The organism is uncultured Methylobacterium sp. (assembly GCF_964244095.1).
Classification (GTDB): Bacteria; Pseudomonadota; Alphaproteobacteria; order Rhizobiales; family Beijerinckiaceae; genus Methylobacterium.
On the sequence record NZ_CAXTHR010000028.1, the window covers coordinates 1 to 26,961 of the forward strand.

A 26,961-nucleotide genomic window follows, 5' to 3' on the forward strand; every position below is an offset into this window, starting at 1 on the left:
GCGACCTCGAACCTCGGCTACCGCCTCGGCCTGATCACGGCCGGCGCCGGCGCGCTGTTCATCGCCTCGGCCAGCAACTGGACGACGGCCTACCTCGCCATGGCCGCGCTGATGCTGGTCGGCCTGGTCGCGGCCCTGTTCGCGCCCGCCTTCGACACCGCCCGGCCCGCGCCCGAGCCGGCGAACGCCGTGGGGAGACCCCGCCTGTGGTCGGCACGCCGCGCCGTGCTCGAACCGCTGGTGGAACTCCACGGCCGGATGGGGCCGGCGCTCTGGGGCGTGCTCATCCTGGTGGCGCTCTACCGGATGCCCGACTTCGTCTCCGGCGTGATGGCGAGCCCGCTCTACAAGACGCTCGGCTTCGACCTGAAGGAGATCGCCACCGTCACCAAGCTCTACGGGATCTGGGTCGGCATCGCCGGCGGCTTCGCGGGCGGCTGGGCGATGGCGCGCTTCGGGATGTTCCCGACGCTGCTCGCGGGCGCGTTCCTGGCGGCGAGTTCGCACCTGTCCTTCGCGTGGCTCTCGACGGGCGGCCCGGAGGTCTGGCGCCTCGCGCTCGCGATCTCGATCGAGAACTTCTGCGGCTCGTTTGCCGGCATCGCGCTGATCGCCTACATGTCGAGCCTGACCACGCCCGGCTACGCGGCCACGCAATACGCGCTGTTCTCCTCGCTCTACGCGCTGCCGGGCAAGCTCGTGGCCGGGATGTCCGGCTTCATCGTCTCCGCCTTCGGCTACCCGACCTTCTTCGTGCTGACCTCCGTCGTCGGCATCCCGGTGGTGCTGCTCTGCCTCGCGGTGGGCCGGACGCCCGCCCGCAAGGCGGCGCCGGGCGAGGACGGGAACCGTGCCGGCTCCGTCCCGCTTGCCCAGGATTCGCCGGGCCTGCCGCTGAAAACCCGCGCGTGAGGACGAGAGCATGAGCGACATTGCCCTGACCGGAGGGACCCTGCCGGCCGTCACCGAAGCGGTCGAGCGCCGCTTGAGCGAGGCGGACCTTGCCGCCCTGCGCAAGGCGGTGCGCGCCCTGGAGCGGCCGGGCCTCGCCGCGCGGCTCTCGGCGGCGGTGGGTGCGCCGCTGGACATCATCGGCCGCTCGCTGCCGGCGCCGGTGACCGAGGTCGTCGCACGCTCCACCGAGGCGGCGATGCGCGGGGCGCTCCGCGTCGCGCTGGCGACCCTGCCGAAGGTCGAGGTCGCGCCGGCCCCCGGCACGGCGGTCGAGGCGGTCGCCGCCGGGGCCGGGGGCCGCGTCGGCCGCCTGTTCGGGTCGGGCGCCTTCCATCACAAGGCGCTCGCCGCGCTCTCGGGTGCGGTCGGGGGCGCCTTCGGGCTTGCGACACTCGCGGTCGAACTGCCGGTCTCCACCACGCTGATGCTGCGCTCGATCGCCGAGATCGCGCGGGAGGAGGGCGAGGATCTGGAGGACCCGGAGGGCGCGCTCGCCTGCGTCCAGGTTTTCGCGCTCGGCGGCCGGAACACCGGGGTAAGCGAGAACACAGGGCTTGCCGAGAGCGGCTACTTCGCGGTGCGCGCCGCACTCGCCAAGACCATGGCGGAGGCAGCCCGTTACGCCGGCAGCAAGACGCTGCTCGACCAGTCGGCCCCGGCGCTGATCCGCTTCACCGCGCAGATCGCGGCGCGCTTCGGCCTCGTGGTCTCGCAGAAGGTCGCCGCGCAGGCGGTGCCGATCCTCGGCACGTTCGGGGGCGCGGCGGTCAACACCGCGTTCATGAACCACTTCCAGTCCATGGCCCGCGCCCACTTCACCGTCCGCCGCCTGGAGCGCGCCTACGGCCAGCCCACCGTGCGCGCCGCCTACGAGGCCGAGAAGGCGGCGCTCGGGGTCGTTTGACGTCCGGTACTCCGCAAAGGGATAGGGGGCGCCCCGGCGGCCGGGGGCGCGATCAGGCTCCGGTCATGCGGGCCCTCTGCTCCGCCCGAACCATCCCATCATCCCGGCCTTCGCTCGCGGCTCGCCGTCGAGGAACATCCGGTAGGCCGGGTTGCCGGTCTCGTCGAAGCAGGGGAAGCCCAGGGCCGCCACCGCCGCGTCGAAGCGCGCGCGCGCGCCCGGCGGCACGGTGATGCCGGCCAGCACCCGGCCGTAATCGGCGCCGTGGTTGCGGTAGTGGAACAGGGTGATGTTGAAGGCCTCGCCGAGCGCGTCGAGGAACTTCATCAGCGCGCCGGGCCGCTCGGGGAACTGGAAGCGGTAGAGCCGCTCGTGCGCGAGGCCCGAGGCGCGCCCGCCGACCATGTAGCGGACGTGGACCTTGGCCATCTCGTTGTCGCTCATGTCGTGGACGTCGTAGCCGTCCGCGGCGAGCGTCGCGATCAGGTCGCGCTTCTCGGGCCGGCCGCCGGGCAGGTTGACGCCCACGAAGATCCGCGCCTGCGCGCCCGCCGCGTAGCGGTAGTTGAACTCGGTGATCGCGCGGGGCCCGAGCGCCTTGATGAAAGCGCGGTAGGCGCCGGCCTTCTCGGGGATGGCGACGCCGAGCAGGACCTCCCGCTCCTCGCCGATCTCGGCGCGCTCGGCGATGTGGCGCAGGCGATCGAAGTTGAGGTTGGCGCCCGACGAGACCGCGACCAGGGTCCCCGTGCCGCCCTCGCGCGCGGCGTAGACCTTGGCGCCGGCGAGACTCAGCGCGCCGGACGGCTCCGAGACCGCGCGGGTGTCGTCGAACACGTCCTTGACCGCCGCGCACATGGCATCGGTGTCGACGGTGATGACCTCGTCAAGGTGCTCGCGGCACAGGCGGAACGTCTCCGCGCCGGCCTGGCGCACGGCGACGCCGTCGGCGAACAGGCCGACGGTCGGCAGCATCACGAGTTCGCCCGCCTCCAGCGCCGCGGCCATGCAGGCGGCGTCGTCCGGCTCGACGCCGATCACTTTTGTCTGGGGCCGCAGGTACTTGACGAAGGTCGCGACGCCGGCGGCCAGCCCCCCGCCGCCGACGGGCACGAAGATCGCCTCGATCGGGCCGGTGTGCTGCTGCAGGATCTCCATGCCGATCGTGCCCTGGCCGGCGATCACGTCGGGGTCGTCGAAGGGATGGAGGAACGTGAGGTCCTGCTCCGCCTCGATGCGCCTGGCCTGGGCCAGCGCCTCGTCGAAGGCGTCGCCGTGCAGGATCACCTCGGCGCCGCGCGCCCGGCAGGCATCGACCTTGATCGCGGGCGTCGTGCGCGGCATCACGATCACCGCGCGCACCTTCAGCCGCGCGGCCGCGAGCGCCACCCCTTGCGCGTGGTTGCCGGCCGAGGCGCAGACGACGCCGCGGGCGAGCTGCTCGGGCGTCAGCCCCGACATCTTGTTGTAGGCGCCGCGCAGCTTGAACGAGAAGACCGGCTGCAGGTCCTCGCGCTTCAGCAGCACCGGCCGGTTCAGCCGCGCGGTCATCCGCGGCATCGGATCGAGCGGGCTCTCGATCGCCACGTCGTAGACACGCGCGGTGAGGATCTTCCGGATGTAGTCGGGGGCCGGCTCGGGCAGGGGGCTTGCGGGTTTCACGGTGTCTGACATGCCGCCGCAGATAGACGCTCGGCGGGCAAGATGCGAGCGGCGGGGCGTCTCACCCCGCCCGCTCGATCACCGCCGCGGCCCACACCAGCACCGCCAGCGCCTGCGCGCAGAACGTCCCGGCCGAGGCGAGGTCCTTCACCGTCCCGACCTTCGGGTGCCGGCCGGGATGGAGGTGGTCGCAGAGCTTCTCGATGGCCGTGTTGAGGAACTCGGCGGCCAGCATCGTCAGCAGCGTCGCGATCAGGCCGACGCGGACCCACAGGGTGGAGCCCAGCACCAGGGCCGCGGGCACGCCGACGACGAGCAGGACCAGTTCGAGGCGCACGGCGCGCTCGGTGCGGGCGCCGTGGACGAGGCCGCGCCGGGAATTGAGGAAGGCGAGCCAGAGGGCGCGCATTCACGCCGCCTCGGGAGGCACCGCGCGGGCGATCCACCTGGCGAGCGGCGGGCCGGTGATCAGCACCACGAACAGGCGCAGCGTCTGCACCGCCAGGATGAACGAGACGTCGACCTTCGAGCCGACGGCGATGATCGCCACCGAATCGAGGCCGCCGGGGCTGGTGGCCAGGAAGGCGGTGAGGAAGTCGATGGCGAGCAGATGCGTCAGCCCGAGCGCCCACAGCGCGCAGAGCAGGATCACCGCGAGCGTCGCGGCGAGGATGCCCGGCAGGGCATGGAACGTCGCGCGCAGGGTCTCGCGGGTGAAGCGCAGGCCGACGTACCAGCCGATCGTCGCGTAGGCGAGTTCGAGCAGCGGCAGCGGCAGGGCGATGCTGGCGATGCCGGTGGCGTGCAGTGCGGCGCCGAGCAGCATCGGCCCGATCAGCGCGCCGGCGGGCAGGCGCAGCCGCCGCGCGAGGCCGGCGCCGACCGCGGCAACAGTGAGCGTGACGAGAACCGGCAGCACGCCGGTATCCTCGGCCGCCGCCGGCGGCGGTCCGCCTGCCGCGCCGTCGGTGAGCAGGCGCGCCACCACCGAGGCCGAGAGCACCACGGCGGCAACGCGCACGTACTGCATGAACGCCACGAGGCGCGGGTCGGAGCCGTATTCCTCGGCCATCGCCACCATCGCGGCGGCCCCCCCCGGCGCGGAGCCCCAGGCGGCGGTGGTGCCCGGCAGCACCCGCAGGCGGGTGAGCACAAGGCCGACGACGGCGCCCGCGACCACGGTGACGCCGACCACGAGCAGCATCAGCGGGCCGTCGTCGAGCAGGGTCCCGATGATCTCGCCGGTGACCGCGTGGGCGACCATGCAGCCGATCACCGCCTGCGCGGCCTGGAAGGCGGGCTTCGGCATCCGCAGGGACGCCCCCCGCACGCCGAAGACGATCGCCGCGATCATCGGGCCGAGCAGGAATCCGGCGGGGAACTGCGCCAGCTTGAGGCCGAAGCCGAGGACGGCCGAGGCGGCGACCAGCGCGGCCCAGAGGGCGATCGTGTTCAACGAGGTCACGTGAGGGCGGGTCCGGGATCGCTCGCACTGCGTGCGCGCTGCTGTCCGCGTCGGCGATCGTCGCGCCGCGCTACACCCTGCCGCCGCGTCTGTCACCGCCGCCCCCGCGCAGTCCTGGTCTGCCCGCCCGCGTCCGTCGTCAGGCCGGGACCGCCCCGTCCCGGCACGGCGCGGTCCCGGCCGGCGCCTGCGCGCGGAAGAAGGCGGCTAGATGCGCCAGCCCCGGCGCCCGCGGGTCGCTCGCCCGCCACGCGAGCGCGACGGTCCGGCCCGGCCCGTCGGGGTCGAAGCCGCGGATCACCGTGAGGCCGCTCGGGTCGGGGCCGACGGGGACGGCCAGCGCCGGCAGCAGGGTGTAGCCGGCGCCCGCCGCCACCATCGAGCGCAGCGTCTCCAGGCTGGTGGCGTGGCGGCCCGCCGCGCCGCCCGCGCCGCAGGCGGCGATCGCCTGGTCGCGCAGGCAGTTGCCCTCGTCCAGCAGCAGCAGGTCCGGCCCGGCGAGGTCGGCCGCACGCAGCGCGCCGCCCCGGGCCAGGGGATGGTCGGCGGGGCAGGCGAGGCGGAACGGCTCGACGAAGAGCGGCGACACCGTCAGCCCGGAGGCCGGCAGCGGTAGCGAGACCAGAGCCGCGTCGACGCGCCCGTCGCGCAGCGATTCGAGGATCTCGGCGGTGCGCCCCTCGCTCAGCGCCAGCGCCAGCATTGGGAAGTCCCGGCGCATCGTGCGCAGCACAAGCGGGAAGAAGTAGGGCCCGAGCGTCTGGATCGCCGCGAGCACGAGGCGGCCGGTGAGCGGCGCGCCGCGGCCCTCGCTCGCCAGCGCCAGGAGGCGCTGGGCTTCCGCCAGCACGGCGCGGGCCTGCCGCACGATGATCCGGCCCGGCACGGTCATCAGGACGCGCCGGTTCGACCGCTCGAACAGCACGAGGCCGAGCACGCCTTCGAGCTTGCGCACCTGGACGCTCAGCGTCGGCTGACTGATGTTGCACCGCTCGGCCGCTCGGCCGAAATGGCCCTCGTCGGCGATGGCGACGACGTATTCGAGGTCGCGGAGCGACAGACCGGCGACATTCATAGACGGTGTCTATCAGAGTGTTTGCGACGATGCATTGGCCAATGGGCCGCAAAGCGTGTATGCCGACATCTCCGGAACGATTCCAGGCTGGGCGGGGACGCCTGCGCCGGAACCGTCGTCCACCACGGAAGAGACTTTTGGCATGAGCGATCAACCCCCGATCCTGACCACCCGCCAGGGCCACCCGGTCCGCGACAACCAGAGCACGCGCACGGTGGGCGAGCGGGGGCCGGCGACGCTCGAGAACTACCAGTTGATCGAGAAGATCACGCATTTCGACCGCGAGCGCATCCCGGAGCGGGTGGTGCATGCCCGCGGCGCCGGGGCGCACGGCTACTTCGAGGCCTACGGGAAGATCGGCAACGAGCCGGCCTCCAAGTACACCCGCGCCCGCGTGCTCACCGAGACCGGCGTCAGGACGCCGATGTTCGTGCGCTTCTCCACCGTGGCCGGCGCCAAGGAGAGCCCGGAGACCGAGCGCGACCCGCGCGGCTTCGCCGTGAAGTTCAAGACGGTCGACGGCAACTGGGATCTGGTCGGCAACAACCTCAAGGTCTTCTTCATCCGCGACGCGATCAAGTTCCCGGACATGATCCACGCGTTCAAGCCCGACCCGGTGACCAACCGTCAGGAGGCGTGGCGCTTCTTCGACTTCGTGGCGGCCCACCCCGAGTCGATCCACATGGTCACGCACCTGAAGTCGCCCTGGGGCATCCCGGCGAACTATCGCGAGATGGAGGGCTCGGGCGTCAACACCTACAAGCTCGTCAACGACCGGGGCGAGGCGGTTCTGTGCAAGTTCCACTGGGAGCCGAAGCAGGGCATCCGCAACCTGACCTCGGCGCAGGCTTCGGAGATCCAGGCCAAGGACGTCGGCCACGCCACCCGTGACCTCTACGACAACATCAACGCCGGCAACTTCCCCGAGTGGGAGTTCTGCGTGCAGATCATGCCGGACGGCCCGAACGACCACCTGTCGTTCGACCCGCTCGACGACACCAAGCTGTGGCCGGTGGAGGACTTCCCGCTCCTGCCGGTGGGCCGCATGGTGCTCGACCGGGTGCCGGACAACTTCTTCGCCGACGTCGAGCAGTCGGCCTTCGGCACGGGCGTGCTCGTCGACGGCATCGACTTCTCGGACGACAAGATGCTCCAGGGGCGCACGCTGTCGTACTCGGACACGCAGCGCTACCGCGTCGGCCCGAACTACCTGCAACTGCCGATCAACGCGCCGCAGCCCGGCGTGAAGGTCTATTCCAACCAGCGCGACGGGCAGATGACCCACTACGTCGACGGGGTCGGCGCGAACAAGCACATCAACTACGAGCCCTCGACCATCCAGGGCGGTCTCGTCGAGGCGCCGAAGCCCGCGCAGGAGTACCGCCAGCCGGTGGTGGGCCAACTCGGCCGCTACCAGACCTCGCGCACCGAGGACGACTACGTCCAGGCGGGCGTGCGCTACCGCTCGTTCCAGGATTGGGAGCGCGACGACCTGATCGCCAACCTCGTCGGCGACATGAAGCAGTGCCCCGAGGCGATCCAGCTCCGGATGGTCTGGCACTTCTCGCATGCCGACGCCGATTACGGCCGCCGCGTCGCGGAAGGCGCAGGGATCGACCTCGCCAAGGCGCTCGCCCTGCCGCCGCTTCCGGGCCGCGCCGCGCCGGGGCGCCGCCTCCAGGCCGAGACCTACACGGACGGCACCCAGGCCCACCAGATCGCCGCCGAGTAGTCCCGGTCGGGGCTTTCCCCGAGACGCGTCGTCAACCCCGCGCGGCCGAAGGGCCGCGCGGGGTCTTTCTTTGCCCGGCGGGCGGGGCCGGCTTCGAGCGCGGCGCGGGAGCGTTTCCTCGTCGCGCGATTCGGTCTAAACGGCCGCTCCCGCGCGCTGCGCGGGAGCCCCCAGAACACCGCTTACCTGCTGCGTTCGCAGGAGTGAGCCCGGAGACCGATCATGCCCGTCCTGACCTTCCCCGACGGCAACACCCGCGCCTACGACGAGGCGGTGACCGGACGGAGCGTGGTGGAGGGCATCGCAAAGTCGCTGGCCAAGCGCACCGTGGCGATGGCGCTCGACGGGATCGTCACCGACCTCGGCGACGTGATCGCGCGCGACGCCGCCATCGAGTTCCTGGGCCGGGACGACCCGCGCGCCCTCGAACTGATCCGCCACGACTGCGCCCACGTGCTGGCGGAGGCCGTGCAGGCGCTGTGGCCCGACACGCAGGTCACCATCGGCCCGGTGATCGAGAACGGGTTCTACTACGACTTCTCGCGCGACACGCCGTTCACGCCCGAGGATTTTCCGCGGATCGAGGCGAAGATGCGCGAGATCGTGGCGCGCGACGCCCCCTTCACCAAGGAGGTTTGGACGCGCGAGGACATCCGCAAAGTCTTCGCCGACAGGGGCGAGGCCTACAAGGTCGAGCTGGTCGACGCGATCCCGCCCGGCGAGGACCTCAAGGTCTACCGCCAGGGCGCGTGGTTCGACCTCTGCCGCGGCCCGCACATGACCTCGACGGGCAAGGTCGGCACCGCGTTCAAGCTGATGAAGGTCGCCGGCGCCTATTGGCGCGGCAAGTCCGACAACCCGATGCTGACGCGCATCTACGGCACGGCCTGGGCCGCCCAAGCGGACCTCGACGCCTACCTGCACCGCCTGGAGGAGGCCGAGCGCCGCGACCACCGGCGCCTGGGGCGGGAGATGGACCTGTTCCACTTCCAGGAGGAGGGCCCCGGCGTCGTGTTCTGGCACGCCAAGGGCTGGACGATCTTCCAGGAACTGATCGCCTACATGCGCCGGCGCCTGAAGGGCGACTACGCCGAGGTGAACGCGCCGCAGATCCTCGACAAGTCGCTGTGGGAGACCTCCGGCCACTGGGGCTGGTACCGCGAGAACATGTTCGCGGCCCAGAGCGCCGGCGACGAGGCCGAGGACAAGCGCTGGTTCGCCCTGAAGCCGATGAACTGCCCCGGCCACGTGATGATCTTCAAGCACGGCCTGAAGTCCTACCGCGATCTGCCTCTGCGCATGGCGGAATTCGGCGTGGTGCACCGCTACGAGCCCTCGGGCGCGATGCACGGGCTGATGCGCGTGCGCGGCTTCACCCAGGACGACGCGCACATCTTCTGCACGGAAGCACAGCTCGCCGACGAGTGCCTCAAGATCAACGACCTGATCCTGTCGACCTACGCGGATTTCGGCTTCGACGAGATCGTGGTCAAGCTCTCCACGCGGCCGGAAAAACGCGTCGGCTCGGACGCGCTCTGGGACCACGCCGAGGACGTGATGACCCGGGTGCTGGCGCAGATCGAAGCGCAGTCGGGCGGCCGCATCCGCACCGAGGTCAACCCGGGCGAGGGCGCGTTCTATGGGCCGAAGTTCGAGTACGTGCTGCGCGACGCGATCGGCCGCGACTGGCAGTGCGGCACCACGCAGGTCGATTTCAACCTGCCGGAGCGCTTCGGCGCCTTCTACGTCGACGCCGAGAGCCAGAAGGTGCCGCCGGTGATGGTGCACCGGGCGATCTGCGGCTCGATGGAACGGTTCACTGGCATCCTGATCGAGCACTTCGCCGGGCATTTCCCGCTCTGGCTGGCGCCGGTGCAGGTGGTGGTCGCCACGATCACGGGGGAGGCGGACGCCTATGCCCGCACGGTCGTCGACGGCCTGGAGCGGGCGGGGCTGCGCGTCGAGGCCGATCTGCGCAACGAGAAGATCAACTACAAGGTCCGCGAGCACTCGCTCGCGAAGGTGCCGGCGATCCTGGCGCTCGGCCGGCGCGAGGCGGAGGAGGGCACGGTCTCGATCCGCCGCCTCGGCAGCCAGCAGACGAAGACCGTGCCGCTCGCCGAGGCCGTGGCGGGTCTCGTCGCGGAGGCGGCCTCGCCGGACATCCGCCGGGCGCAGGCCGTGGCCGGGACCGTGCCGAGCGCCGACGCGGTGCTCGACGGCCATCACGGGGCGACCGCGGCGCCTTGAGGGCGTAGCGCGAACGGCGCGGCCCGTTTGCAGTCCTGCCACAATCGTCGGGAATCGTGCGGCGTCCGGCGTTCACGGACCCGCGAGCGATTGAGCTTCGCGCGGTCTTGGTGGATCGTTCCGGAGGAAACTGGTGCGCGAGGATCGTCTCGGACCCGCGCCAAGACCGAAGGGGCAGGCACATGTGGCGTGCATCGATCCTCCGCCGCGCGGGGGACACGGTCTTGCATGCGCGAGGCGCCGTCTTGCGGCTCGCGCTCGCGGCCGGGTTCGGTCTCGCGCTCGCGGCGGCGGCGCAGGCCGCGGCCGAGCGCCGGGTCGCCCTGGTGATCGGCAACGGCGCCTACCAGAACGTGCCGATGCTCGACAATCCGCTGCCCGATTCGAAGGCGGTCGCCGCCTCGCTCAAGCGGATGGGCTTCGACGTGGTCGAGGGCTACGACCTGCGCCTCGATGCGATGCGGACGCTGGTCGGCGCCTTCGCGGGCAAGCTCGACGGTGCGAAGGTGGCGCTGGTCTACTACGCCGGCCACGGCGTCTCCGTGGCGGGCGAGAACTACCTGCTGCCCACCGACACCGTGCTGCGGAACGAGACCGATCTCGACTTCCGCACCATGAACATCAACCTCGTGATGCGGCAGATGCAGCGCGAGGATCGCGTCAACGTCCTGATCCTCGACGCCTGCCGCGACAACCCCTTCGCCAAGGAGCTGGCCCGCTCGGTCCGGACGCGCTCGGCCGTCGTCGGCACCGGGCTCTCCGAGATCGCGACCAACGCGGCCGCGGGCACGATGATCGCCTTCGCCACCGATCCGGGACGCACCGCGCTCGACGGCACCGGGGGCGGCAACAGCCCGTTCACGGCGGCCCTGCTCAAGCACATCGAGACGCCGGGCATCTCGATCAGCGCGGTGATGGACCGGGTGCGCCAGGACGTGTGGCGCACGACCAACGAGAAGCAGCGCCCCTGGGTCAACACCTCGATCATCGGCGAGTTCTACCTCAACCCGGCCGCCGCCCCGGTGACGGTCGCGAGCGCGGACGCCGCCGCGCCGCTGCCGGCCGCCACGCCGGCGGCGCTCCAGACGCCGCAGATGCTGGAGGTGAAGCTGTGGGAGGCGGCCGAGCGCTCCGGCCAGTCCGAGGATTACCAGGCGTATCTCGAATCCCACCCCAACGGCTACTTCGCGCAGATCGCCCGCAACCGCCTCGCCCGCGCCTTGGCCACCCGCAGGTCCGACGCGGATGCCAAAGGCGAGGTCAAGGGGGAAGCGAAGGTCGCCGCGACGCAGTCCGACGAGGCCGGCCTCCTGCTCTCGCAGAAGGACCGGATCGAGGCGCAGGTGCGCCTCAGGGCCGTGGGCTTCGATCCCGGCGGCGCCTCGGGCAATTTCGGGCCGGGAACGCGCCGGGCGCTGACCGCGTGGCAGACGGCGCAGGGGTTGCCGGCCTCGGGCTTCCTCGACCCGGGCCAGCGCAAGGCGCTGTGGGAGCAGAGCGAGGCGGATTACCGCAAGCTCGCCGCGGTGCGGCCGCCCGAGCCGAAGGCCCGTGCGGTCACGGTCCAGCGCCCGGCCCAGCCGCGCCCGGCCCCCGCCCAGGCTCAGGCCCAGCCGCAACGGGGCGGCGGCCCCTCGCTCGGCGAGATGGGCAGCTTCCTCGGCGGCGTCGGCAGCCTGGTCGGTGCCGTCCGCCGGTGATCTTGCGATCGGTCCGGATGCGCCGGATCGCCTGCGTCGTGAACCCGAGGCGGACGCGTCCTGCCTGCAACCCAGCCTTCAGCCCGCCTTCGCCAGGACCTCGATGTCCCGGTCCATCCCGCTCTCGACCCTGAACTCGCGGGTGTAGACCTGCCCGTCGTGGCGGGCGATCAGGACGTAGTCGCCCTCGGCCAGCGTCACCTGCGGGAAGGCGCCGATCGCCTCGCGGATGGTGTCGCCGCCGGGCGTCAGCACCGAGAAGGCGGTGCCGGCGAACGCCTCGGCGCCGGGGTTGGTCACGAGCTTGAGGGTCACGGTAGCGGCGCGGTGGTTGAGCGTCGCGTCGGTGACCTTGCCGTTATCGACCTTGAGGTCGGCGCGCTGGATCGCGTTGGATTCCCCGTAGGTCGAGACCACGTGGTAGGTGCCCTCGGGCAGGCGCAGCAATTCACCGGCCTTGACGCCGCTGCGCACCAGCCGCCCCTCGGAATTGGTGCCGATCGGCACGAAGACCGAGAACGCGATCTGGGCCGGGGCGATCCGCGTGTCGCCGATGGCGCCGGACAGCTTGAGGGCGCCGGCACCGACCCGGAGCGTGTCGGTGGCGGGCTGGCCGGACATCGTCACCCGCTTCGAGGCGCTGGCGAAGCCGTAGGTAACGGTGGCGACGTAGGGACCCGGCGCGAGCCTGAAGCTCGGCGCGGGGTCGGTGGAGCGCGCGACGATGCCGGGCCGGACGCCGTCGCTGCGGTCCTCGTAGATCCGCCAGACCAAGCCGGAGCGCAGCGGCTGCCCGATGCCCGACAGCAGTGCCGACAGCGACAGGCTCGCCTCGCGCTCGGGCTGGCTCGGCGGCAGGTTCGGCGTGGTGATCGAGGGGGAGGGCATACCGCCGCCGAGGCGGGTGCCGAACGGGTCAGGCGACTGGCCGCAGGCCGCCGCGGGCACGAAGGCGGCCAGCAACGCCAGTCGGGGCCGGAGCCGCATTCCGTGCATGGTCCTCGACCCTTCCGCGTGCTCGGCCCCCGACGCGGCGGATGCCGCCGGGACACGCCGTCTGACGCCGGACCGTGGCGGCCGCAAGGCCGCATGCCTTGTTCCTATGCCTTGTCCATCGCCTGCATCCCGTGACAAACCCTCGGGGAGCGGCGGATCACCGCCACCGATCAAAGCCTCGACTCCCCCATGAACGCCACCCTCGACCTGCTGCGCACCCGCCGCTCCGTCCCGCCGCCGCGCCTCGCGGAGCCGGGGCCGGCGCCGGACGTCCTCGACGCGATCCTGACGCTCGCCGCGCGGGTGCCCGATCACGGCAAGCTCGCGCCGTGGCGCTTCGTCGTGATCGCGGGCGAGGCGCGCGCGCGGGTCGGCGCGGTGATCGCAACGGCCTACGCCGCCGACAACCCGGCAGCCGACGCCGCCCGGCTCGGCCTCGAGGCCAAGCGCCTCGCCCACGCCCCGGTGGTGGTCGCGGTGGTCTCCCGCGCCGGCCCGCACGTGAAGATTCCCGAATGGGAGCAGGTGCTGTCGGCCGGTGCGGCGTGCATGAACCTGGTCGTGGCGGCCAACGCCCACGGCTTCGCCACCGCGTGGCTGACCGAGTGGTTCGGCTACGACCGCCGGGTTCTGGAGGCCCTGGGCCTGGATTGCCGCGAAAGGCTCGCGGGGTTCATCCATATCGGCCGGCCCGAGGAGGTACCCGCGGACCGGCCGCGGCCGGACCTCGCCGAGATCGTCACCCACCTGTAGGCTGGCGCCCATGCATTACGCTCCCGACGACCGCACCCTGCCCCACAACCCGCTGAAGGCGATCGTCGCGCCGCGGCCGATCGGCTGGATCAGCGCCATGAGCCGTGCGGGCCAGCTCAACCTGGCGCCCTACTCGTTCTTCAACGCAGTCGCCGACGACATGGTCGCGTTCTCCTCCACCGGCCGCAAGGACGCGATGACGTTTGCCGAGGAGGGCGGCGACTTCGTCTGCAACCTCGCGACCTACGACCTGCGCGAGCCGATGAACGCCTCCTCGGCGCCGTTGCCGCGGGGCGAGAGCGAGTTCGACTTTTGCGGCCTGACGGCGGCGGCCTCGCGCAAGGTGCGCGCGCCGCGGGTGGCCGAGGCCGCCGCGGCGCTGGAATGCCGCTGGCTGCAGACCGTCCCGCTGGTGCCGCTCGACGGGGCCGAGCCCGGCAACTTCCTGGTGATCGGGCAGGTGGTATCGATCTACATCGACGACCGCTTCGTCGTGGACGGCCTCGTCGACACGGTCGCGATGCGCCCGATCATGCGCGGCGGCTACTTCGACTACTTCACCGTCGGCCCGGACGCGAAATTCCAGATGCGGCGCCCGGAGGGCGGCGGCGATTTCAGGCCGCGCTGACGGGAGACGACGCATGCGCGCGTTCCGGCTAGGTTTGACGCTGCTCGCGCTGGCGAACGGCCCGGCATCGGCCGTCTGCCGCTGCGACTGCGTCGCCGGGCGCACGCGCCCGCAATGCTCGGGTCAACTCGACCCGCCGGCGATCTGCGACCGGATCTGCCCGCCTTCGGTCGGCCCGCCGGGGGCTCCGCCGACCGTGAGCGGCGTGATCGGCCCGCAAGGGGGCGACGCGACGCTCGCGACGGGAAGCCCGGCCCTGCTCGGTGCGACCGGCCTCCCCGGCCGGTAGGGCCATCGCGGCCCGGATCGACGGGGGCGCCGACCTTCGCGAGCCTTCGTCGCGGGCGGCTTCAAGTGTGGTTTCGCACAGGCATCGGTGGCGGCGTCCGGCCGCTCCGGAACGATCGCGGCAGCCCAACGTTGAGCTTGTGAAATCGGCAACCGATCGAGAAAGGAACATCATGCGCAAGTTCGCCCTCCTCACCGCCGCCATCGTCTCGGCCGGTGTCCTCTCCGCCACGACGGCCGATGCCCGTCCCGGCTACCGCGGCGGTCACGGATACGGCGGCGGCTATGGCCGCGGATACGGCGGCGGCTATGGCCGCGGATACGGTGGCGGCTATGGCCGCGGCTACGGCGGCTATCGCGGCGGCCGCGGCATCGGCACCGGTGCCGCCGTCGGCCTCGGCATCGCGGGCCTCGCAGCCGGCGCGATCGCCGCCGGCGCCGCCCGCGACGCGTACGGTTACGACGGCTACGGCTACAACCGCAGCTACGGTGCCTACGGTGCCCCGGTCTACGGTGGTTACGGTGCTCCGGCCTACGGCGGATACTACGGCTCCCCCTACTGAGGGGCCCAACGCGGACTGAGGAGAGGGGCGACCGGCCATGCCGGTCGCCCCTTTCGTTTGCCGCATGGCGTCTGGAGCATTTTCCAGCGACGTGGATGCCGGCTCGCGTGAAGACAACGCGACCACACAAGGCGTTGGCGCGGTTTCCGTGATCCGAAGATCACGAAAAACGCTTCAACGCCCCCGATAGGGCGGCACGCCGGGGTCGGGCAGCCACACCGATCGCGGTGGCTCGCCGGTCTGCCAGAACACGTCGATCGGGATGCCGCCGCGCGGATACCAGAACCCGGCGATCCGCAGGTAGCGCGGCGCCAGCAAGGCGGTCAGCGCCTTGCCGATCCCCACCGTGCAGTCCTCGTGGAACGCGCCGTGGTTGCGGAACGCGCCGAGGTAGAGCTTCAGCGACTTCGACTCCACGAGCCAGCGATCCGGCACGTAGTCGATCACCAGAATCGCGAAGTCGGGCTGGCCGGTCACCGGGCAGAGCGAGGTGAACTCGGGCGCCGTGAAGCGTGCGAGGTAATCCGTGTCCGGATGCGGATTCGGCACCCGGTCGAGGCGCGCCGCCTCCGGCGAGGCGGGCAGGGGCGTCGGCCGCCCGAGCTGGAGGGATTCGTCCGTCATGGGCCCTCCTTTATCGCAGGCGACGCGGCGGTGCACCCGCAGGGAACCGTGACGCCAATGCGGCACATCGGCTCGCGGACCGGCTGCGGGCCTGGGAAGACCCGTGAGGGCTCCGGGCGGCGCCTCCGCGTCACGATGCGCCCGCGCTCCGTGCGCCGGCTTGCCTGAGACCGCGCCTTGCCTAAGCCGCGCCTTGCCCGAGACCGCGCCTTGGCGGATAAGCCGCGGCGACGAGACCGAATCCGAGCCCGCCGCGATCGCGTGCGCCCTCGGCGAGGAGCATCCATGACCGCGATCACCAACATCGCCGCCCGCGAGATCCTCGACAGCCGCGGCAACCCCACCGTCGAGGTCGACGTGCTGCTGGAGGACGGCTCCTTCGGCCGGGCCGCGGTGCCGTCGGGCGCCTCGACCGGCGCGCACGAGGCGATGGAACTGCGCGACGGCGACAAGGCGCGCTACGGCGGCAAGGGCGTGCGCAACGCGGTCCACGCGGTGCAGACCGAGATCCTCGATGCGGTCGGCGGCATGGACGCCGAGGATCAGGTCGCCGTCGACGAGACGATGATCGAGCTCGACGGCACCCCGAACAAGGCGCGGCTCGGCGCCAACGCCATCCTCGGCGTGTCGCTGGCGGTGGCCAAGGCCGCCGCCGAGACCGCCGGCCTGCCGCTCTACCGCTACGTCGGCGGCGTGCAGGGGCGGGTGCTGCCGGTGCCGATGATGAACATCATCAACGGCGGGGCGCATGCCGACAACCCGATCGACTTCCAGGAGTTCATGATCATGCCGGTGGGGGCAAGCTCCCTCGCCGAGGCCGTACGCATGGGCGCGGAGGTGTTTCACACGCTCAAGGGCGCGCTGAAGAAGGCCGGGCACAACACCAATGTCGGCGACGAGGGCGGCTTCGCGCCGAATCTCCCCACGGCGGAAGCCGGGCTCGACTTCGTGATGGAATCGATCGCGGCGGCGGGCTTCAAGCCCGGCACCGACATGGTGCTGGCGCTCGACTGCGCGGTGACCGACTGGTTCAGGGACGGCGCCTACCATTACGCCGGCGAGGGCACGGTGCGCTCGATCGAGCAACAGGTCGACTACCTCGAAAAGCTCGTGGACGCCTACCCGATCCTCTCGATCGAGGACGGCATGGCCGAGGACGACTGGGACGGCTGGCGCCTCCTGAACCAGCGCATCGGCGACCGCTGCCAGCTCGTGGGCGACGACCTGTTCGTGACCAACGTCGAGCGGCTCGCCCGCGGCATCGCGGACGGCTCGGCCAATTCCATCCTGATCAAGGTCAACCAGATCGGCTCGCTCACCGAGACACTGGCCGCCGTCGACATGGCCCAGCGCGCCGGCTACACCGCGGTGATGTCGCACCGCTCGGGCGAGACCGAGGACGCGACCATCGCCGATCTCGCGGTCGCCACGAATTGTGGGCAGATCAAGACCGGCTCGCTCGCCCGCTCCGACCGGCTGGCCAAGTACAACCAGCTCATCCGCATTGAGGAGGGCCTTGGCGCGCAGGGCCGCTACGCCGGTCGCGCAGCGATTCGGCAACGTGCGCGGGCCTGACCGGATGAGATCCGGCCGGAGCCGGCGATGATGAGCCTCGACGCGTTCCGAACGTCTTTTGAGGCCACGGAGCCCCCGGTCGACCTGACCGCACCGCTCGCGTCTCTCTGGTGGGCGGCGCAGGGGCCTGCCGGATGGGAGCGCGCGCACGCGCTGGTGCAGGACGAGGCCGGGGCGGACGCGGCCTGGGTCCACGCCCATCTCCATCGGGTCGAAGGCGACCGCGCTAACGCGGCCTACTGGTACGACCGTGCCGGACGAACGGCCGCCGCGGGCGACCTCGCGGCGGAGCGGGACGCAATCGCTACGGCGCTCCTCGCACGCCGCTGAGCCGGCACCTGCTGAGCCGGTACGTGACGCATCAGGCGGCGTTCCAGCCGATCACCGCCGTCAGCGGATCGCCCGGACCGCCGTGCGGGACCGGCGCGCGGGTCTCGACGCGGGAGAACCCTGCGCGATCCAGGTACAGCCCCACGAGCCGGGCGTGGTCGTCCGGCGGAAGCGCCTGCCAGATCGCCACCGCCTTGGTCGGGAAGCAGCGGTTCGAGAAGGTGACGATGAGAGGCGCCCCCGGCCGCAGCACGCGGGCGACCTCGCGCAGGACGGCCACGGGCCGGCGCAGGTACTGCACCGAGACGCAGATCGTCGCCGCGTCGATGCTCGCGCCGTCGAGCGGCAGGACCGGGTCGGCGTTGAGATCCTGCACCAGGGCGCGGGTCAGGCGCGGGTTGGCGGCAAGCTCCCGCGCGTTCATCCCGAGCCCGATCACGCCCGCGTAGGCGACCTCTCCGGGCAGGTGGCTGACCCAGCTCGACATCAGGTCGAGGATCGTGCCCCCCGCGGGCAGCAGCGTCCGGTACAGGGCCGTCACGGCGGCGACGGCGGCGGCGTCGATATGCGTGACGAGGCGGGCCTGTGCATAGAACAGCCGGTCGGGCGCCGGATCGGCGGCAGCAAAAGCCTCGGGCGGCCAATCGGGCAATTCGGTCATCGCTGCCTCACCGTGACGGCGCCCGATCCGCCGGGGCGCACCGTCCGGAACGCCGGAGCCCCGGCCGGGTTCGCGTGCGCGGTCCGCGACCCTTGCGCCGGGCCGGCGGGTCGTGGACGCCCCCCTGGTTGGGGGCCGGCGCGCCGGGAAGCCCCGGAAAAGCTCAGCCCTCGGCGATGCCAGCCGCCAGCCGGGCGAGGAAGGGGGCCGCGGCGGCGGCGGCGGCACGCTCGATGCCCCGGTACTGCGCGACCACTTCGATACCGAAGGCGGAGAGCCGCGCGCCGCCGCCGCTCCGGCCGCCGATCTGCGCCTCGACCACCGGCTGGCCGAAGCCGGTGTTGATCGCCTCGACCAGCATCCAGGCGCGGCGATACGACATGCCGAGCGCCCGGCCGGCAGCCGAGATCGAGCCGTGCTCGGCGATCATCTCCAGAAGCTGCACCTTGCCGGGACCGAGCCGGTTGTCGGGTCCGAGGTCGATGCGGATGCTCAGGGTGGCCATCGGGTCTCCTCGTCCGGCGCGGCCCGTCTAAGGCATTTTCCATGATCCCAGGATCACGAAAAATGCTCTACCGTCCTACGCGGTCGCATTGTCTTCACGCGAGCTGGTCGCCACTCGCTAAAAAATGCTTCGACGCCGATGAGGCCGACGCGCCGCCCGGCTTTCGGGCGCCCACGGCTGCCCATCCCTCTGGCCATCGGTATGCACGTTGATATACAGCGTCTCGGACCGGCGAGCCTGCGCGGGTCGATCGATCCGGAGGTCTCCTTGGTCAAGCTCACCCGTGTGCTCCTCGTCGCCGGCCTGCTCCTCGGAACGGTGGCCCAGGCCGCCGAGACCGCGACGGTGTTCGGGGCGGCGAGCCTCAAGAACGCCCTCGACGAGGCCGGGAAGGCGTTCACCGCGCAGAGCGGGATCGCGATCAGGGCGAGCTACGCGGCCTCGTCCGCGCTTGCCCGCCAGATCGAGTCGGGGGCGCCGGCCGACCTCTTCGCTTCGGCCGACCTCGAATGGATGGACTACCTCGACAGGAAGAAGCTCATCCGGCCCGAGACCCGCGTGAACCTGCTCAACAACCGCCTCGTGGTGGTGGCGCCCAAGGACGCCAGGGAGAGCGAGGTTCCGTTCACCGTCGAGGGCTTTTCCAAGGTGCTCGGCGCCGACGGGCGGCTCGCCACCGGCGAGGTGAATTCGGTGCCCGTCGGCAAGTACGCCAAGGCGGCCTTCGAAAAGCTGGGCTTGTGGGCCACGATCCAGCCGCGGCTGGCGCAATCCGACAACGTCCGCGCGGCGCTGGCGCTGGTCTCCCGCGGGGAGGCGCCGCTCGGCGTCGTCTATGCCAGCGACGCGAAATCCGATCCGGGCGTGAAGGTGGTCGGCGTCTTCCCGGAGGACAGCCACCCGCCGGTGGTGTACCCGTTCGCCGTCACGGCTGAGGCCCGGGGCGAGGGTGCGGCGCGCTTCCTCGACTTCCTGAAGGGACCGGCGGGCAGGGCGTTCTTCGAGGCGCAGGGCTTTTCCGTGATCCCGGCCGGCCGGTGACGCCGGCCCCCGTCCAGCAACGAAGGCAATCCGATGAAGATCTCAGCGCGCAACGTCATCAAGGGTAAGGTCATGTCGGTGGAGAAGGGCGCGACCACCGCCCACGTCAAGATCGAGATCGCAGCCGGCCAGATCGTCACCGCGGCGATCACCAACGAGGCCGTCGACAGCCTCAAGCTGACGGTCGGCGGCGAAGCCTACGCCGTGGTCAAGGCCTCCGACGTGATGATCGCCGTCGATTGATTGTTTCCGCACCTGTCGGGGCCGATCTTCGGCGGCGATCACGCCTTGAGCGGCACGGCAAGTCTGGTCGAGGCAAGTTCGAGGACCCGAATGACATCGTCCCGGTCGAGGGTGCGATAGGCGTCGAGCACGTCCTCCAGCGACAGGCCGTCGGCTAGGTTCTCGAAGAGCACCTCTACGGGGACACGGGTCCCGCGGAACACGCGCCGGCCGCCCAGCACATCCGGGTCCGACGTGATCAGGTCATCCAGCGACGGCCGCATCCGGCGATCTCCATGCCCCGCGTCCGGGCAGGCCGAGGATACGCCGTTCGGCGCCGCGTCTCCAGCCCCGCCGTCGCCGTCGCGGCGCGCCGACCACGCCGCGTTCGCGGCGCGTCAGGCGAGGATCGGCGTGCACACCGAGCGCCCGTGGCCGGGTAGCGGCACCACGGCCACGGCGACGCCGTAGACGCGGGCGAGGATGGCCGGGGTGATCGTGTCCTCGGGGCGCCCTAGCGCCACGAGGCGGCCGCCGTGCAGCAGCGCGACGCGGTCGGCGCAGAGGAAGGCGTGGCCGGGGTCGTGCGTGGAGAGCACCACCGCGATGCCGGTGGCCGAGAGGCGGCGGACCTGTTCGAGCACGCGGGTCTGGTTGCCGAAATCGAGGCTGGCGGTCGGCTCGTCCATCACCAGGATGCGAGGTTCCCCGGCGAGCGCGCGGGCGATCAGCGCCATCTGCCGCTCGCCGCCGCTGATCTCGGTGTAGATGCGCTCCGCCAGATGCCCGATGCCGAGCGTCGCGAGCGCGGCTTCCGCGGCCTCGGCGTCGGCGCGGCCGGGCCCGGCGAAGGGTTTGAGCCGGGCGGCGCGGCCCATCAGCACCACCTCGCGCACGGTGAACGGGAAGAACGCCGCGTGCGCCTGCGGCACGTAGGCGATGGCGCGGGCGACCCGCGCGCGCGGCCAGCGCGAAAGGTCCGCGCCGTCGAGCCGGATGCGGCCGGCTTTCGCGGGCAGCAGGCCGAGCAGGGTCTTGAACAGGGTGGTCTTGCCGCCGCCGTTCGGCCCGAGCAGGCACAGCACCTCGCCCGCTTGCAACGAAAAACTCACCTCGGCGCCGACGGTCCGCGCGCCGTAGCCGAAGGCGAGGTCCTCGACCGCGAGCATCACGCCCAGCCCCGCCTGCCCGCCGCGAGCAGCCACAGGAAGAACGGCGCGCCCACCAGCGCCGTGAGGATGCCGAGCGGCACCTCGATCGGCGCGATCGTGCGCGCGGCCAGATCGACCGCCACGAGGTAGCCGGCGCCGAGCAGCGCCGAGGCCGGCAGCAGGCGGCGGAAGTCCGGCCCGACGAGGCCACGGGCGACGTGGGGCACGATCAGGCCGATCCAGCCGATCACCCCCGTCACCGAGACGGCCGCCGCGGTGACGAGCGTCGCCGCCGCGATGAAGAGCGGGCGCAGCCAGCGCGTCTCGACGCCGAGCGCGCGGGCCTCCTCCTCGCCCAGGCTCATCAGGTTCATGCGCCAGCGCAGGAGCACCAGCGGCAGCAGCCCGAGCAGGACGGCCGGCAGGATCGCCAGCACGTCGCCGGCCGTGACGGAGGCCAGGCTGCCGAGCAGCCAGTAGGTGATGGCGGGCAGCTGATTGTAGGGGTCGGCCAGCACCTTCAGGAGCGAGATCGCCGAGCCGAGCACCGCGCCGACGGCGACGCCGGCGAGCACCAGCGTCAGCACCGGATCGTGCCGCCGCACCAGCGCGCCGACCGCGTAGACGGCCGCCACCGCGCCGAGCCCGCCGGCAAAAGCCATCGCCTGGATCGCCGGAACCGGCAGCGCGAGGTAGATCCCCAGGACCGCCCCGAGGCCGGCGCCGGCCGAGACGCCCAGGATGTCGGGTGAGACCAGGGGGTTGCGGAACAGGCCCTGGTAGGTCGCGCCGGCCGAGGACAGCGCCGCGCCGACGACGAGGGCGGCGGCCACCCGCGGCAGCCGGACCTGGAGCACCACGACCTGCGCGGTCGCATCGCCGGGAGTGGTCTCAAAATGAGCGGTCCCCAACAATCTTGCGACCAGGATCGCGAACACGTCGGCCACCGGCACCGGGAACTTGCCCGAGGCCAGCGCCACCAGCACGAGGACGGCGAGGCCCGCGACCGCGGCGAGCGCGCGCGAGACCGCCAGGGCCCGACGGCGCGGCGCGCGCAGGCCCGCGGCGGCGGGCGTCATCGCCGGGCCGGCACCGCGCCGGCGAGCAGCGCCTCGACCTGCGCCGGGTCGAGGGCGACGTGGTAGAAGCGCGCGTAGAAGTCGGCGACGACCGTCGGCAGCGGCTCCGGGAACAGCGCCGGGTAGAGCAGGCGCGCCAGCCAGCGCACGCCGATCAGGCGGTTGACGCCCGGCGGGGCGTCGAACCACGCGAACGGCAGCGCCGGCGTGTGGTGGACCCGGCCGTCGCGCACCGCCTTCACCGCGCCCCAGAGCGGGTCGGAAGGGGCGGGGCGGAAGGCCGGATCGAGGGCGACGATCACGTCCGGGTTCCAGGCCAGCACCTGCTCGGCCGAGACGTTCGACAGGCCGTTGCCGCCGGTGGCGACGTTGCGCGCGCCGACCACGTCGAGGATCTCGGTGTTGATCGAGCCCGAGAACCCGGTCTCGAGGCCGCGGGGGCCGCGGGCGTAGTACACCCGTGGACGCTCCGCCTCCGGGACCTTGCCGATGCGCTCGGCGACCTCGTCCACGACGCGCTCGGCGTAGGCCGCGAGCGCGGTCGCCGCCTCCGCCTCGCCGAGCAGCGCGCCGAGCTGCCGATAGGTGTCCGCGGTCCGGCCGAAGGTGCCGTCGAGCAGGATGTAGGGGATGCCGGTCTGGGCCTGCACCCGGTCGGCGAGCGAGGCGTAGGTCGGTCCCGTCGCACCGACATCGACGATCAGGTCGGGCTTCAGCGCCAGCACCGCCTCGACGTCGGCGGTGCCGCCGCGCCCGGTGAGACGCCCGGTGGCGGGGAGATTCCAGGTGGCGCGTGCGAGGAACGGCCGCTCCTCGGGAGAGGGGGACCGCACCCATCCGGCCATCTTCTCGGGCGCCAGGGTGTAGAGCAGCACCGAGGCCGGCGGGCCGGCGGCGACCACCCTGGCCACGCGGTCCGGCAGCTCGACGGTGCGGCCGGCGGCGTCCGTGAAGGGCCGCGCCCAGGCCCGGCCGCCGAGCCCGGCGAGGAGCGCCAAGGCGAGGAGCGCCGGGACGAGGGCAGCGCGGGCGATCGGCGTTTCCGTTCGTCGATGGGGCGGCATGCGGGGAAACGATCTCGGGTCCGAGGGTGGGCGAGGTCACCCTATGCGCGGCCGAGCCCGAGGGCCATGCGGCGGAAGCCACTGAGGGGCCTGCCCCGTTTCCCCGGGGTCCCGCTCAGGCCGGGTCACGGGTCCTCCCGCCGCCGCTCCGGTCGTCCGGGAAAGCGGGGGCGGGGCGGGGCTCGTCCCGGCCGGGCGCGAACACCCGGGCCAGGGTCGCCGCCGCGGCGGCGTCCTCGGCGAAGCCGCCGCGGAACCCGTCGCGGCGAGCGGCGCGCGCCGCCCGCAGGGTCGCGTCGGGGCCGGCCGACGCGCAGGGCGCGTCGAGCGCCGGCACGCCGGTGGCGGCGGCGGCCAGCACGAGGAGGCCGCGGGCCTGCGCGAGCGGCGCGGGCCACGGCTCGGGATCGACGGCATCGAGACCGAGGTCGCGGGCGAGGTCCGAAGGCTCCCAGAACAGGCCGGCAAGGCGCGGACCGGCGACGGTAGCGAGCCGCATCAGGCCGCGGGCGGTACCGAAGCCGGCGAGGATTCGGGTGGCGCCGTCGGGCAGGCCCGCCTCCGCCTCGTGGACGGCAAGGCCCACCGCGAGGCGCGCGATCTCGATGCCGTCGGCGACGCGCGGCAGCACGATGCCGTCTGGGCGAAGCGCCAGCGCCGCCTCAAAGTCCGTCGCGCCGGGGGCGACCCGGACGTAGAGCGCCGGCGCGCCGGGGCGCCGGCGCAGGCCGTCGAGCCAGTCCGGTGCCGTTGCAGGCGGGTGGGCCAGCACCAGCACGTCGGCGTGGGCGGTGTCGGGCGCGCCGCCCTCGGGCGACGCGATCAGCAGGACGCGCATGGCACGGGCCGGACAAGGAGGGCTTCAGGCTTTCTTTACCATGACCGCAACAGGATCGGGCATCGGAGGCACGCGGGTGCGGCGCCTCACGCATCGCCTGCCCGGCGGCGCGGGTCTCGAAGCGGCGATCGATGTTCCTGTTCACCACGCCCTCGAACCCTCAGCCGGCCGCGGCGCCCCCGCGGGCCGCGGGTGCGCAGGGTCCCGTGGTCGATGCGATCCGCGATGGGGCGCAGAGCAGCGGCGTCGGCTTCGACTACCTGCTGGCCACCGCGCAGCGGGAATCCGCCCTCGACCCGTCCGCCAAGGCCGGCACCTCGACGGCGACCGGGCTGTTCCAGTTCATCGAGCAGACCTGGCTCGGGGTGATGAAGAGCGCCGGGCCGAAGCTCGGCCTCCAGACTTACGCCGACGCCATCGTCGCGCGGCCCGACGGCACCTACGCGGTCGCCGACGCGACCCAGCGCCAAGCGATCCTCGATCTCCGGCGCGACCCGAAGATCGCGGCGACGCTCGCCGGCGCCTTCACCCAGAAGAACGGCGAGGCGCTGTCCGCGGCGCTCGGGCGCGAGCCCACCGCCGGCGACCTCTACGCCGCCCACGTGCTCGGTGCCAGGGGTGCCGCGACGCTGATCGCCGCCGCCCAGGCGAGCCCGGAGCGGGCCGCGGCGCTCGACATGCCGGAGGCGGCCGCCGCCAACCGCGGGCTGTTCTACGACCGCAGCGGCCGGCCGCGCACCACGGCCGAGCTCTACGCGAGCCTGTCGTCGGCCGCCTCCGGCCGCGCAGCGGCGAGCGACGTCACCGTGCTGACGCAAGGGACCGGGGCCGGCATCGCCACGCCGCCCGCGGCGGCGAGCGCCTACGCCGCGGCCGGCGGCGACCTGCGCACCCTGTTCCAGACCGACCGGCGCCAGGGCGCGCTCTCGGACGGCGTCGCGAAACTCTGGCAGGGCCGCGCGACGGAGACCGTCCGCCCGGCGCCGAGCTACTTCCCGCGCTCCGACCCGAGCCTCGATTCGACCGTGCCGGCGGCAGCCGTCGCCTCGGCGGAGCCCGAGGCGACGGCCACGGTCGCGGCTCCGGTCGTCCCCCTCGCGACGCGGGCGGGCCGGGTGCTGGTCGACCCACCGCCGCCGCCGCGCCGGCCGCCGGAATTCGCGCCGCGCGCAGCCGCCGCCGGCACTGCGTCCCTGTTCGCGAACCGGAGCGGCCCATGAACATCCGCCAGTTCCTCGCCTGCACCCAGGCCAGCTCGGCCGGACGCCGGGCGGAGGCCGCCGCCGCGCTGACGCGGGCCTTCCTCTACGGCAACCTCGAAGCCGACGCCGCCTGGGAGGCCAAGACCGCGATCCTGGCGCTGCTGGACGACCCCGCGCCGGTGGTCCGCCGCGCGATGGCCGAGGCCTGCGCCGGCTCGGCCCGCGCCCCGCGCCCGCTCGTGGTGGCGCTCGCCTCCGACCAGACCGAGGTGGCCTGCCTCGTGCTCGCCAGTTCCCCGGTCCTCACCGATGCCGACCTCGTCGACGCCGCCGCGATGGGCTGCGAGGCGGTGCGCGCGACGATCGCCGCCCGGCATCACCTCTCGCACGCCGTCGCCGCGGCGATCGCCGAGATCGGCGGGGCCGACACGCTGGCGGTGCTCGCCCGCAACCCCACCGCGCGGATCACCACCGGGCGGATGCTGCGCATGGTCGAGCGCCACGGCGGCGCGGCGCAGGTGCGCGAGGCGTTGCTGGCGCGGGCCGACCTGCCGATCGAGGTGCGCCACGCGGTCGGCGGGCAGTTGGCGCGGACGCTGTCGGCCTTCGTCGTCGGATGCGGCTGGCTCTCGCCCGACCGCAGCGCCCGGATGAGCCGCGAGGCGGGCGAGCGCACGGTGCTCGACCTCTGTGACGGCGCCGGCGCGGCTGCGACCGCGCGCGTGGTCAAGCACCTGCGCACCACCGGGCAGCTCACTGCCGGGTTGATCCTGCGGGCGATCCTGTCCGGTCAGGTCGCCTTCGCCGAGACCGCGTTTTCCGATCTCACCGGCCTCGATCACGCCCGCGTCGGCGCGCTGATGCGCGAGCCCCGCGGCATCGCCGACCTGCACCGCCGCGCGGGACTGGCCGAGGCGCTGCTGCCGGCGGTCGCCGCCGCGCTCTCGGCGTGGCGCGAGGCCGCCGACGGCGCCGGTTCGCTCCGCGGCGCCGGCCTGTCGCGGCGGATGATCGAGCGGGCGATCACCGCCTGCGAGGACATGCCGTTTGCCGAGATGCAGGGCGTGATGGCGCTGCTGTCGCGCTACGAGGCCGAGGCCGCCCGCGACGAGGCGCGCGGCATCGCCCGCGCCATCGCCGAGCAGGCGCTCGGTCGCGAGGCCGCCCGCCGCGAGGCGGCGGAGACCGAGGCGGCGTGGCGCAGCGCCCAGGACGCGGCGGCGAGGCGCGCACCGGACCATGATGCACAGGAACCGATGGCGCAGGAACCGACGGCATCGGACCGGATCGCGATCGAGCCGCGCGACCGCATCGGCGACCGGTGGCAGGAGGCGGCCGAAGCCGACACGGCGCAGGGCCGCACCGACCCCGTCGGCGTCATCCTCGACGCCCTGCCGGACGCGATCCTGGCAAGCTTCCGTGAGGAGCAGGAGCGGCTGCGCCTCACCGCGGCAGCCGCGGCAGACGCCGTGCTCGACACGCTCTCCGACGCGCTCATCGCCCGCTACCGCGAGACCCCGGAGCGGGGCCGCCTCGCCGCCTGAGCGCAGCGGACGGCCCGCGCCCCGCCGCTGCGGGGGAAGCCGAGCCGGCAGTTTCCCGGGAGACGCCGTCCGGCCTCCGCTCCCGTGCGGGAAGGGGTTGGGGTGAGGGGCGCGTCGTGCGAATCCGCGCCCTGCGGTTGCGCGGGCTCGAGCGA

At 72.7% G+C, this 26,961-nt stretch carries 28 protein-coding genes; 15 read left to right on the plus strand and 13 right to left on the minus strand.

The window, feature by feature from the left end:
* Both ACFE86_RS06765 and ACFE86_RS06770 read left to right on the plus strand, forming a co-directional pair.
* Positions 1–912 (plus strand): MFS transporter (locus ACFE86_RS06765; protein WP_375454561.1); only part of this gene is annotated, 912 nt, incomplete at its 5' end.
* Positions 913–922: 10 nt separating this feature from the next.
* Positions 923–1,858, plus strand: coding sequence for an EcsC family protein (locus ACFE86_RS06770; RefSeq protein WP_375454562.1), 936 nt, complete (start codon positions 923–925; stop codon positions 1,856–1,858).
* A 63-nt stretch (positions 1,859–1,921) separates the two neighbouring features.
* Here ACFE86_RS06770 and ilvA read toward each other — a convergent pair whose 3' ends face one another.
* The 4 genes from ilvA to ACFE86_RS06790 form a co-directional block, all read right to left on the minus strand.
* A complete protein-coding gene (gene ilvA, locus ACFE86_RS06775) occupies positions 1,922–3,532 on the minus strand; it encodes a threonine ammonia-lyase, biosynthetic (RefSeq protein WP_375454563.1) in 1,611 nt (536 codons plus the stop codon).
* A gap of 49 nt (positions 3,533–3,581) precedes the next feature.
* Positions 3,582–3,929 carry a diacylglycerol kinase gene (locus ACFE86_RS06780; protein WP_375454564.1) on the minus strand — a complete coding sequence of 116 codons (348 nt, stop codon included), beginning with the start codon at positions 3,927–3,929 and terminating at the stop codon, positions 3,582–3,584.
* Positions 3,930–4,985 (minus strand): AbrB family transcriptional regulator, encoded by a 1,056-nt coding sequence (locus tag ACFE86_RS06785; RefSeq protein ID WP_375454565.1) that lies wholly within the window; start codon positions 4,983–4,985, stop codon positions 3,930–3,932.
* A gap of 139 nt (positions 4,986–5,124) precedes the next feature.
* Complete coding sequence (locus ACFE86_RS06790) at positions 5,125–6,060, minus strand: LysR substrate-binding domain-containing protein (RefSeq protein WP_375454566.1); 936 nt, start codon at positions 6,058–6,060, stop codon at positions 5,125–5,127.
* Between the two features lie 142 nt (positions 6,061–6,202).
* Between ACFE86_RS06790 and ACFE86_RS06795 the strand changes: the two genes are divergently transcribed.
* The 3 genes from ACFE86_RS06795 (at position 6,203) to ACFE86_RS06805 (ending at position 11,742) form a co-directional block, all read left to right on the plus strand.
* The gene (locus tag ACFE86_RS06795) at positions 6,203–7,792 is read left to right on the plus strand and encodes a catalase (protein WP_375454567.1); all 1,590 of its coding nucleotides are present in this window, start codon (positions 6,203–6,205) and stop codon (positions 7,790–7,792) included.
* 222 nt (positions 7,793–8,014) lie between these two features.
* Positions 8,015–10,042 carry a threonine--tRNA ligase gene (gene thrS / locus ACFE86_RS06800; RefSeq protein WP_375454568.1) on the plus strand — a complete coding sequence of 676 codons (2,028 nt, stop codon included), beginning with the start codon at positions 8,015–8,017 and terminating at the stop codon, positions 10,040–10,042.
* A 245-nt stretch (positions 10,043–10,287) separates the two neighbouring features.
* Positions 10,288–11,742 carry a caspase family protein gene (locus ACFE86_RS06805; RefSeq protein ID WP_375454569.1) on the plus strand — a complete coding sequence of 485 codons (1,455 nt, stop codon included), beginning with the start codon at positions 10,288–10,290 and terminating at the stop codon, positions 11,740–11,742.
* A gap of 78 nt (positions 11,743–11,820) precedes the next feature.
* Here ACFE86_RS06805 and ACFE86_RS06810 read toward each other — a convergent pair whose 3' ends face one another.
* Positions 11,821–12,729, minus strand: a complete 909-nt coding sequence (locus ACFE86_RS06810; protein ID WP_375454570.1) for a hypothetical protein — start codon at positions 12,727–12,729, stop codon at positions 11,821–11,823.
* A gap of 198 nt (positions 12,730–12,927) precedes the next feature.
* Between ACFE86_RS06810 and ACFE86_RS06815 the strand changes: the two genes are divergently transcribed.
* The 4 genes from ACFE86_RS06815 (at position 12,928) to ACFE86_RS06830 (ending at position 14,970) form a co-directional block, all read left to right on the plus strand.
* A complete protein-coding gene (locus ACFE86_RS06815; protein ID WP_375454571.1) occupies positions 12,928–13,491 on the plus strand; it encodes a nitroreductase in 564 nt (187 codons plus the stop codon).
* A gap of 10 nt (positions 13,492–13,501) precedes the next feature.
* On the plus strand, positions 13,502–14,119 hold the full coding sequence (locus ACFE86_RS06820) for a flavin reductase family protein (RefSeq protein ID WP_375454572.1): 618 nt from the start codon (positions 13,502–13,504) through the stop codon (positions 14,117–14,119).
* A gap of 13 nt (positions 14,120–14,132) precedes the next feature.
* Entirely contained in the window at positions 14,133–14,408 is a 276-nt protein-coding gene (locus ACFE86_RS06825; protein ID WP_375454573.1) for a hypothetical protein, read from the plus strand.
* A 172-nt stretch (positions 14,409–14,580) separates the two neighbouring features.
* Positions 14,581–14,970: a hypothetical protein gene (locus tag ACFE86_RS06830; RefSeq protein WP_375454574.1), complete on the plus strand. Its 390-nt coding sequence runs from the start codon at positions 14,581–14,583 to the stop codon at positions 14,968–14,970.
* Positions 14,971–15,144: 174 nt separating this feature from the next.
* Here the strand turns inward: ACFE86_RS06830 and queF are convergent, their stop codons facing one another.
* Positions 15,145–15,594 carry a preQ(1) synthase gene (gene queF / locus ACFE86_RS06835; protein WP_375454575.1) on the minus strand — a complete coding sequence of 150 codons (450 nt, stop codon included), beginning with the start codon at positions 15,592–15,594 and terminating at the stop codon, positions 15,145–15,147.
* A gap of 285 nt (positions 15,595–15,879) precedes the next feature.
* Between queF and eno the strand changes: the two genes are divergently transcribed.
* Both eno and ACFE86_RS06845 read left to right on the plus strand, forming a co-directional pair.
* Complete coding sequence (eno, locus tag ACFE86_RS06840; RefSeq protein WP_375454576.1) at positions 15,880–17,169, plus strand: phosphopyruvate hydratase; 1,290 nt, start codon at positions 15,880–15,882, stop codon at positions 17,167–17,169.
* A gap of 30 nt (positions 17,170–17,199) precedes the next feature.
* Complete coding sequence (locus ACFE86_RS06845; protein WP_375454577.1) at positions 17,200–17,499, plus strand: hypothetical protein; 300 nt, start codon at positions 17,200–17,202, stop codon at positions 17,497–17,499.
* Positions 17,500–17,530: 31 nt separating this feature from the next.
* Here ACFE86_RS06845 and ACFE86_RS06850 read toward each other — a convergent pair whose 3' ends face one another.
* Positions 17,531–18,160: a class I SAM-dependent methyltransferase gene (locus ACFE86_RS06850; RefSeq protein WP_375454578.1), complete on the minus strand. Its 630-nt coding sequence runs from the start codon at positions 18,158–18,160 to the stop codon at positions 17,531–17,533.
* Positions 18,161–18,323: 163 nt separating this feature from the next.
* The gene (locus tag ACFE86_RS06855; RefSeq protein ID WP_375454579.1) at positions 18,324–18,665 is read right to left on the minus strand and encodes a winged helix-turn-helix domain-containing protein; all 342 of its coding nucleotides are present in this window, start codon (positions 18,663–18,665) and stop codon (positions 18,324–18,326) included.
* Between the two features lie 267 nt (positions 18,666–18,932).
* On the opposite strand from ACFE86_RS06855, the gene modA reads away from it, so the two are divergent.
* Both modA and ACFE86_RS06865 read left to right on the plus strand, forming a co-directional pair.
* Positions 18,933–19,706: a molybdate ABC transporter substrate-binding protein gene (gene modA / locus ACFE86_RS06860; protein ID WP_375454580.1), complete on the plus strand. Its 774-nt coding sequence runs from the start codon at positions 18,933–18,935 to the stop codon at positions 19,704–19,706.
* 33 nt (positions 19,707–19,739) lie between these two features.
* Positions 19,740–19,949 (plus strand): molybdopterin-binding protein, encoded by a 210-nt coding sequence (locus ACFE86_RS06865; protein ID WP_375454581.1) that lies wholly within the window; start codon positions 19,740–19,742, stop codon positions 19,947–19,949.
* A 38-nt stretch (positions 19,950–19,987) separates the two neighbouring features.
* Here the strand turns inward: ACFE86_RS06865 and ACFE86_RS06870 are convergent, their stop codons facing one another.
* The 5 genes from ACFE86_RS06870 to ACFE86_RS06890 form a co-directional block, all read right to left on the minus strand.
* Positions 19,988–20,212: a DUF433 domain-containing protein gene (locus ACFE86_RS06870; RefSeq protein ID WP_375454582.1), complete on the minus strand. Its 225-nt coding sequence runs from the start codon at positions 20,210–20,212 to the stop codon at positions 19,988–19,990.
* A 114-nt stretch (positions 20,213–20,326) separates the two neighbouring features.
* Positions 20,327–21,100 carry an ABC transporter ATP-binding protein gene (locus tag ACFE86_RS06875; RefSeq protein WP_375454583.1) on the minus strand — a complete coding sequence of 258 codons (774 nt, stop codon included), beginning with the start codon at positions 21,098–21,100 and terminating at the stop codon, positions 20,327–20,329.
* Positions 21,097–22,158: a FecCD family ABC transporter permease gene (locus ACFE86_RS06880; RefSeq protein ID WP_375454584.1), complete on the minus strand. Its 1,062-nt coding sequence runs from the start codon at positions 22,156–22,158 to the stop codon at positions 21,097–21,099. The genes ACFE86_RS06875 and ACFE86_RS06880 overlap by 4 nt, the downstream gene beginning before the upstream one ends.
* Complete coding sequence (locus tag ACFE86_RS06885) at positions 22,155–23,222, minus strand: iron ABC transporter substrate-binding protein (protein ID WP_375454585.1); 1,068 nt, start codon at positions 23,220–23,222, stop codon at positions 22,155–22,157. The genes ACFE86_RS06880 and ACFE86_RS06885 overlap by 4 nt, the downstream gene beginning before the upstream one ends.
* A gap of 115 nt (positions 23,223–23,337) precedes the next feature.
* On the minus strand, positions 23,338–24,060 hold the full coding sequence (locus ACFE86_RS06890; RefSeq protein WP_375454586.1) for an aldolase/citrate lyase family protein: 723 nt from the start codon (positions 24,058–24,060) through the stop codon (positions 23,338–23,340).
* 131 nt (positions 24,061–24,191) lie between these two features.
* On the opposite strand from ACFE86_RS06890, the gene ACFE86_RS06895 reads away from it, so the two are divergent.
* Positions 24,192–25,280 carry a lytic transglycosylase domain-containing protein gene (locus tag ACFE86_RS06895; RefSeq protein WP_375454587.1) on the plus strand — a complete coding sequence of 363 codons (1,089 nt, stop codon included), beginning with the start codon at positions 24,192–24,194 and terminating at the stop codon, positions 25,278–25,280.
* Complete coding sequence (locus ACFE86_RS06900) at positions 25,277–26,806, plus strand: DUF2336 domain-containing protein (protein ID WP_375454588.1); 1,530 nt, start codon at positions 25,277–25,279, stop codon at positions 26,804–26,806. The genes ACFE86_RS06895 and ACFE86_RS06900 overlap by 4 nt, the downstream gene beginning before the upstream one ends.
* Positions 26,807–26,961 lie beyond the last annotated feature (155 nt).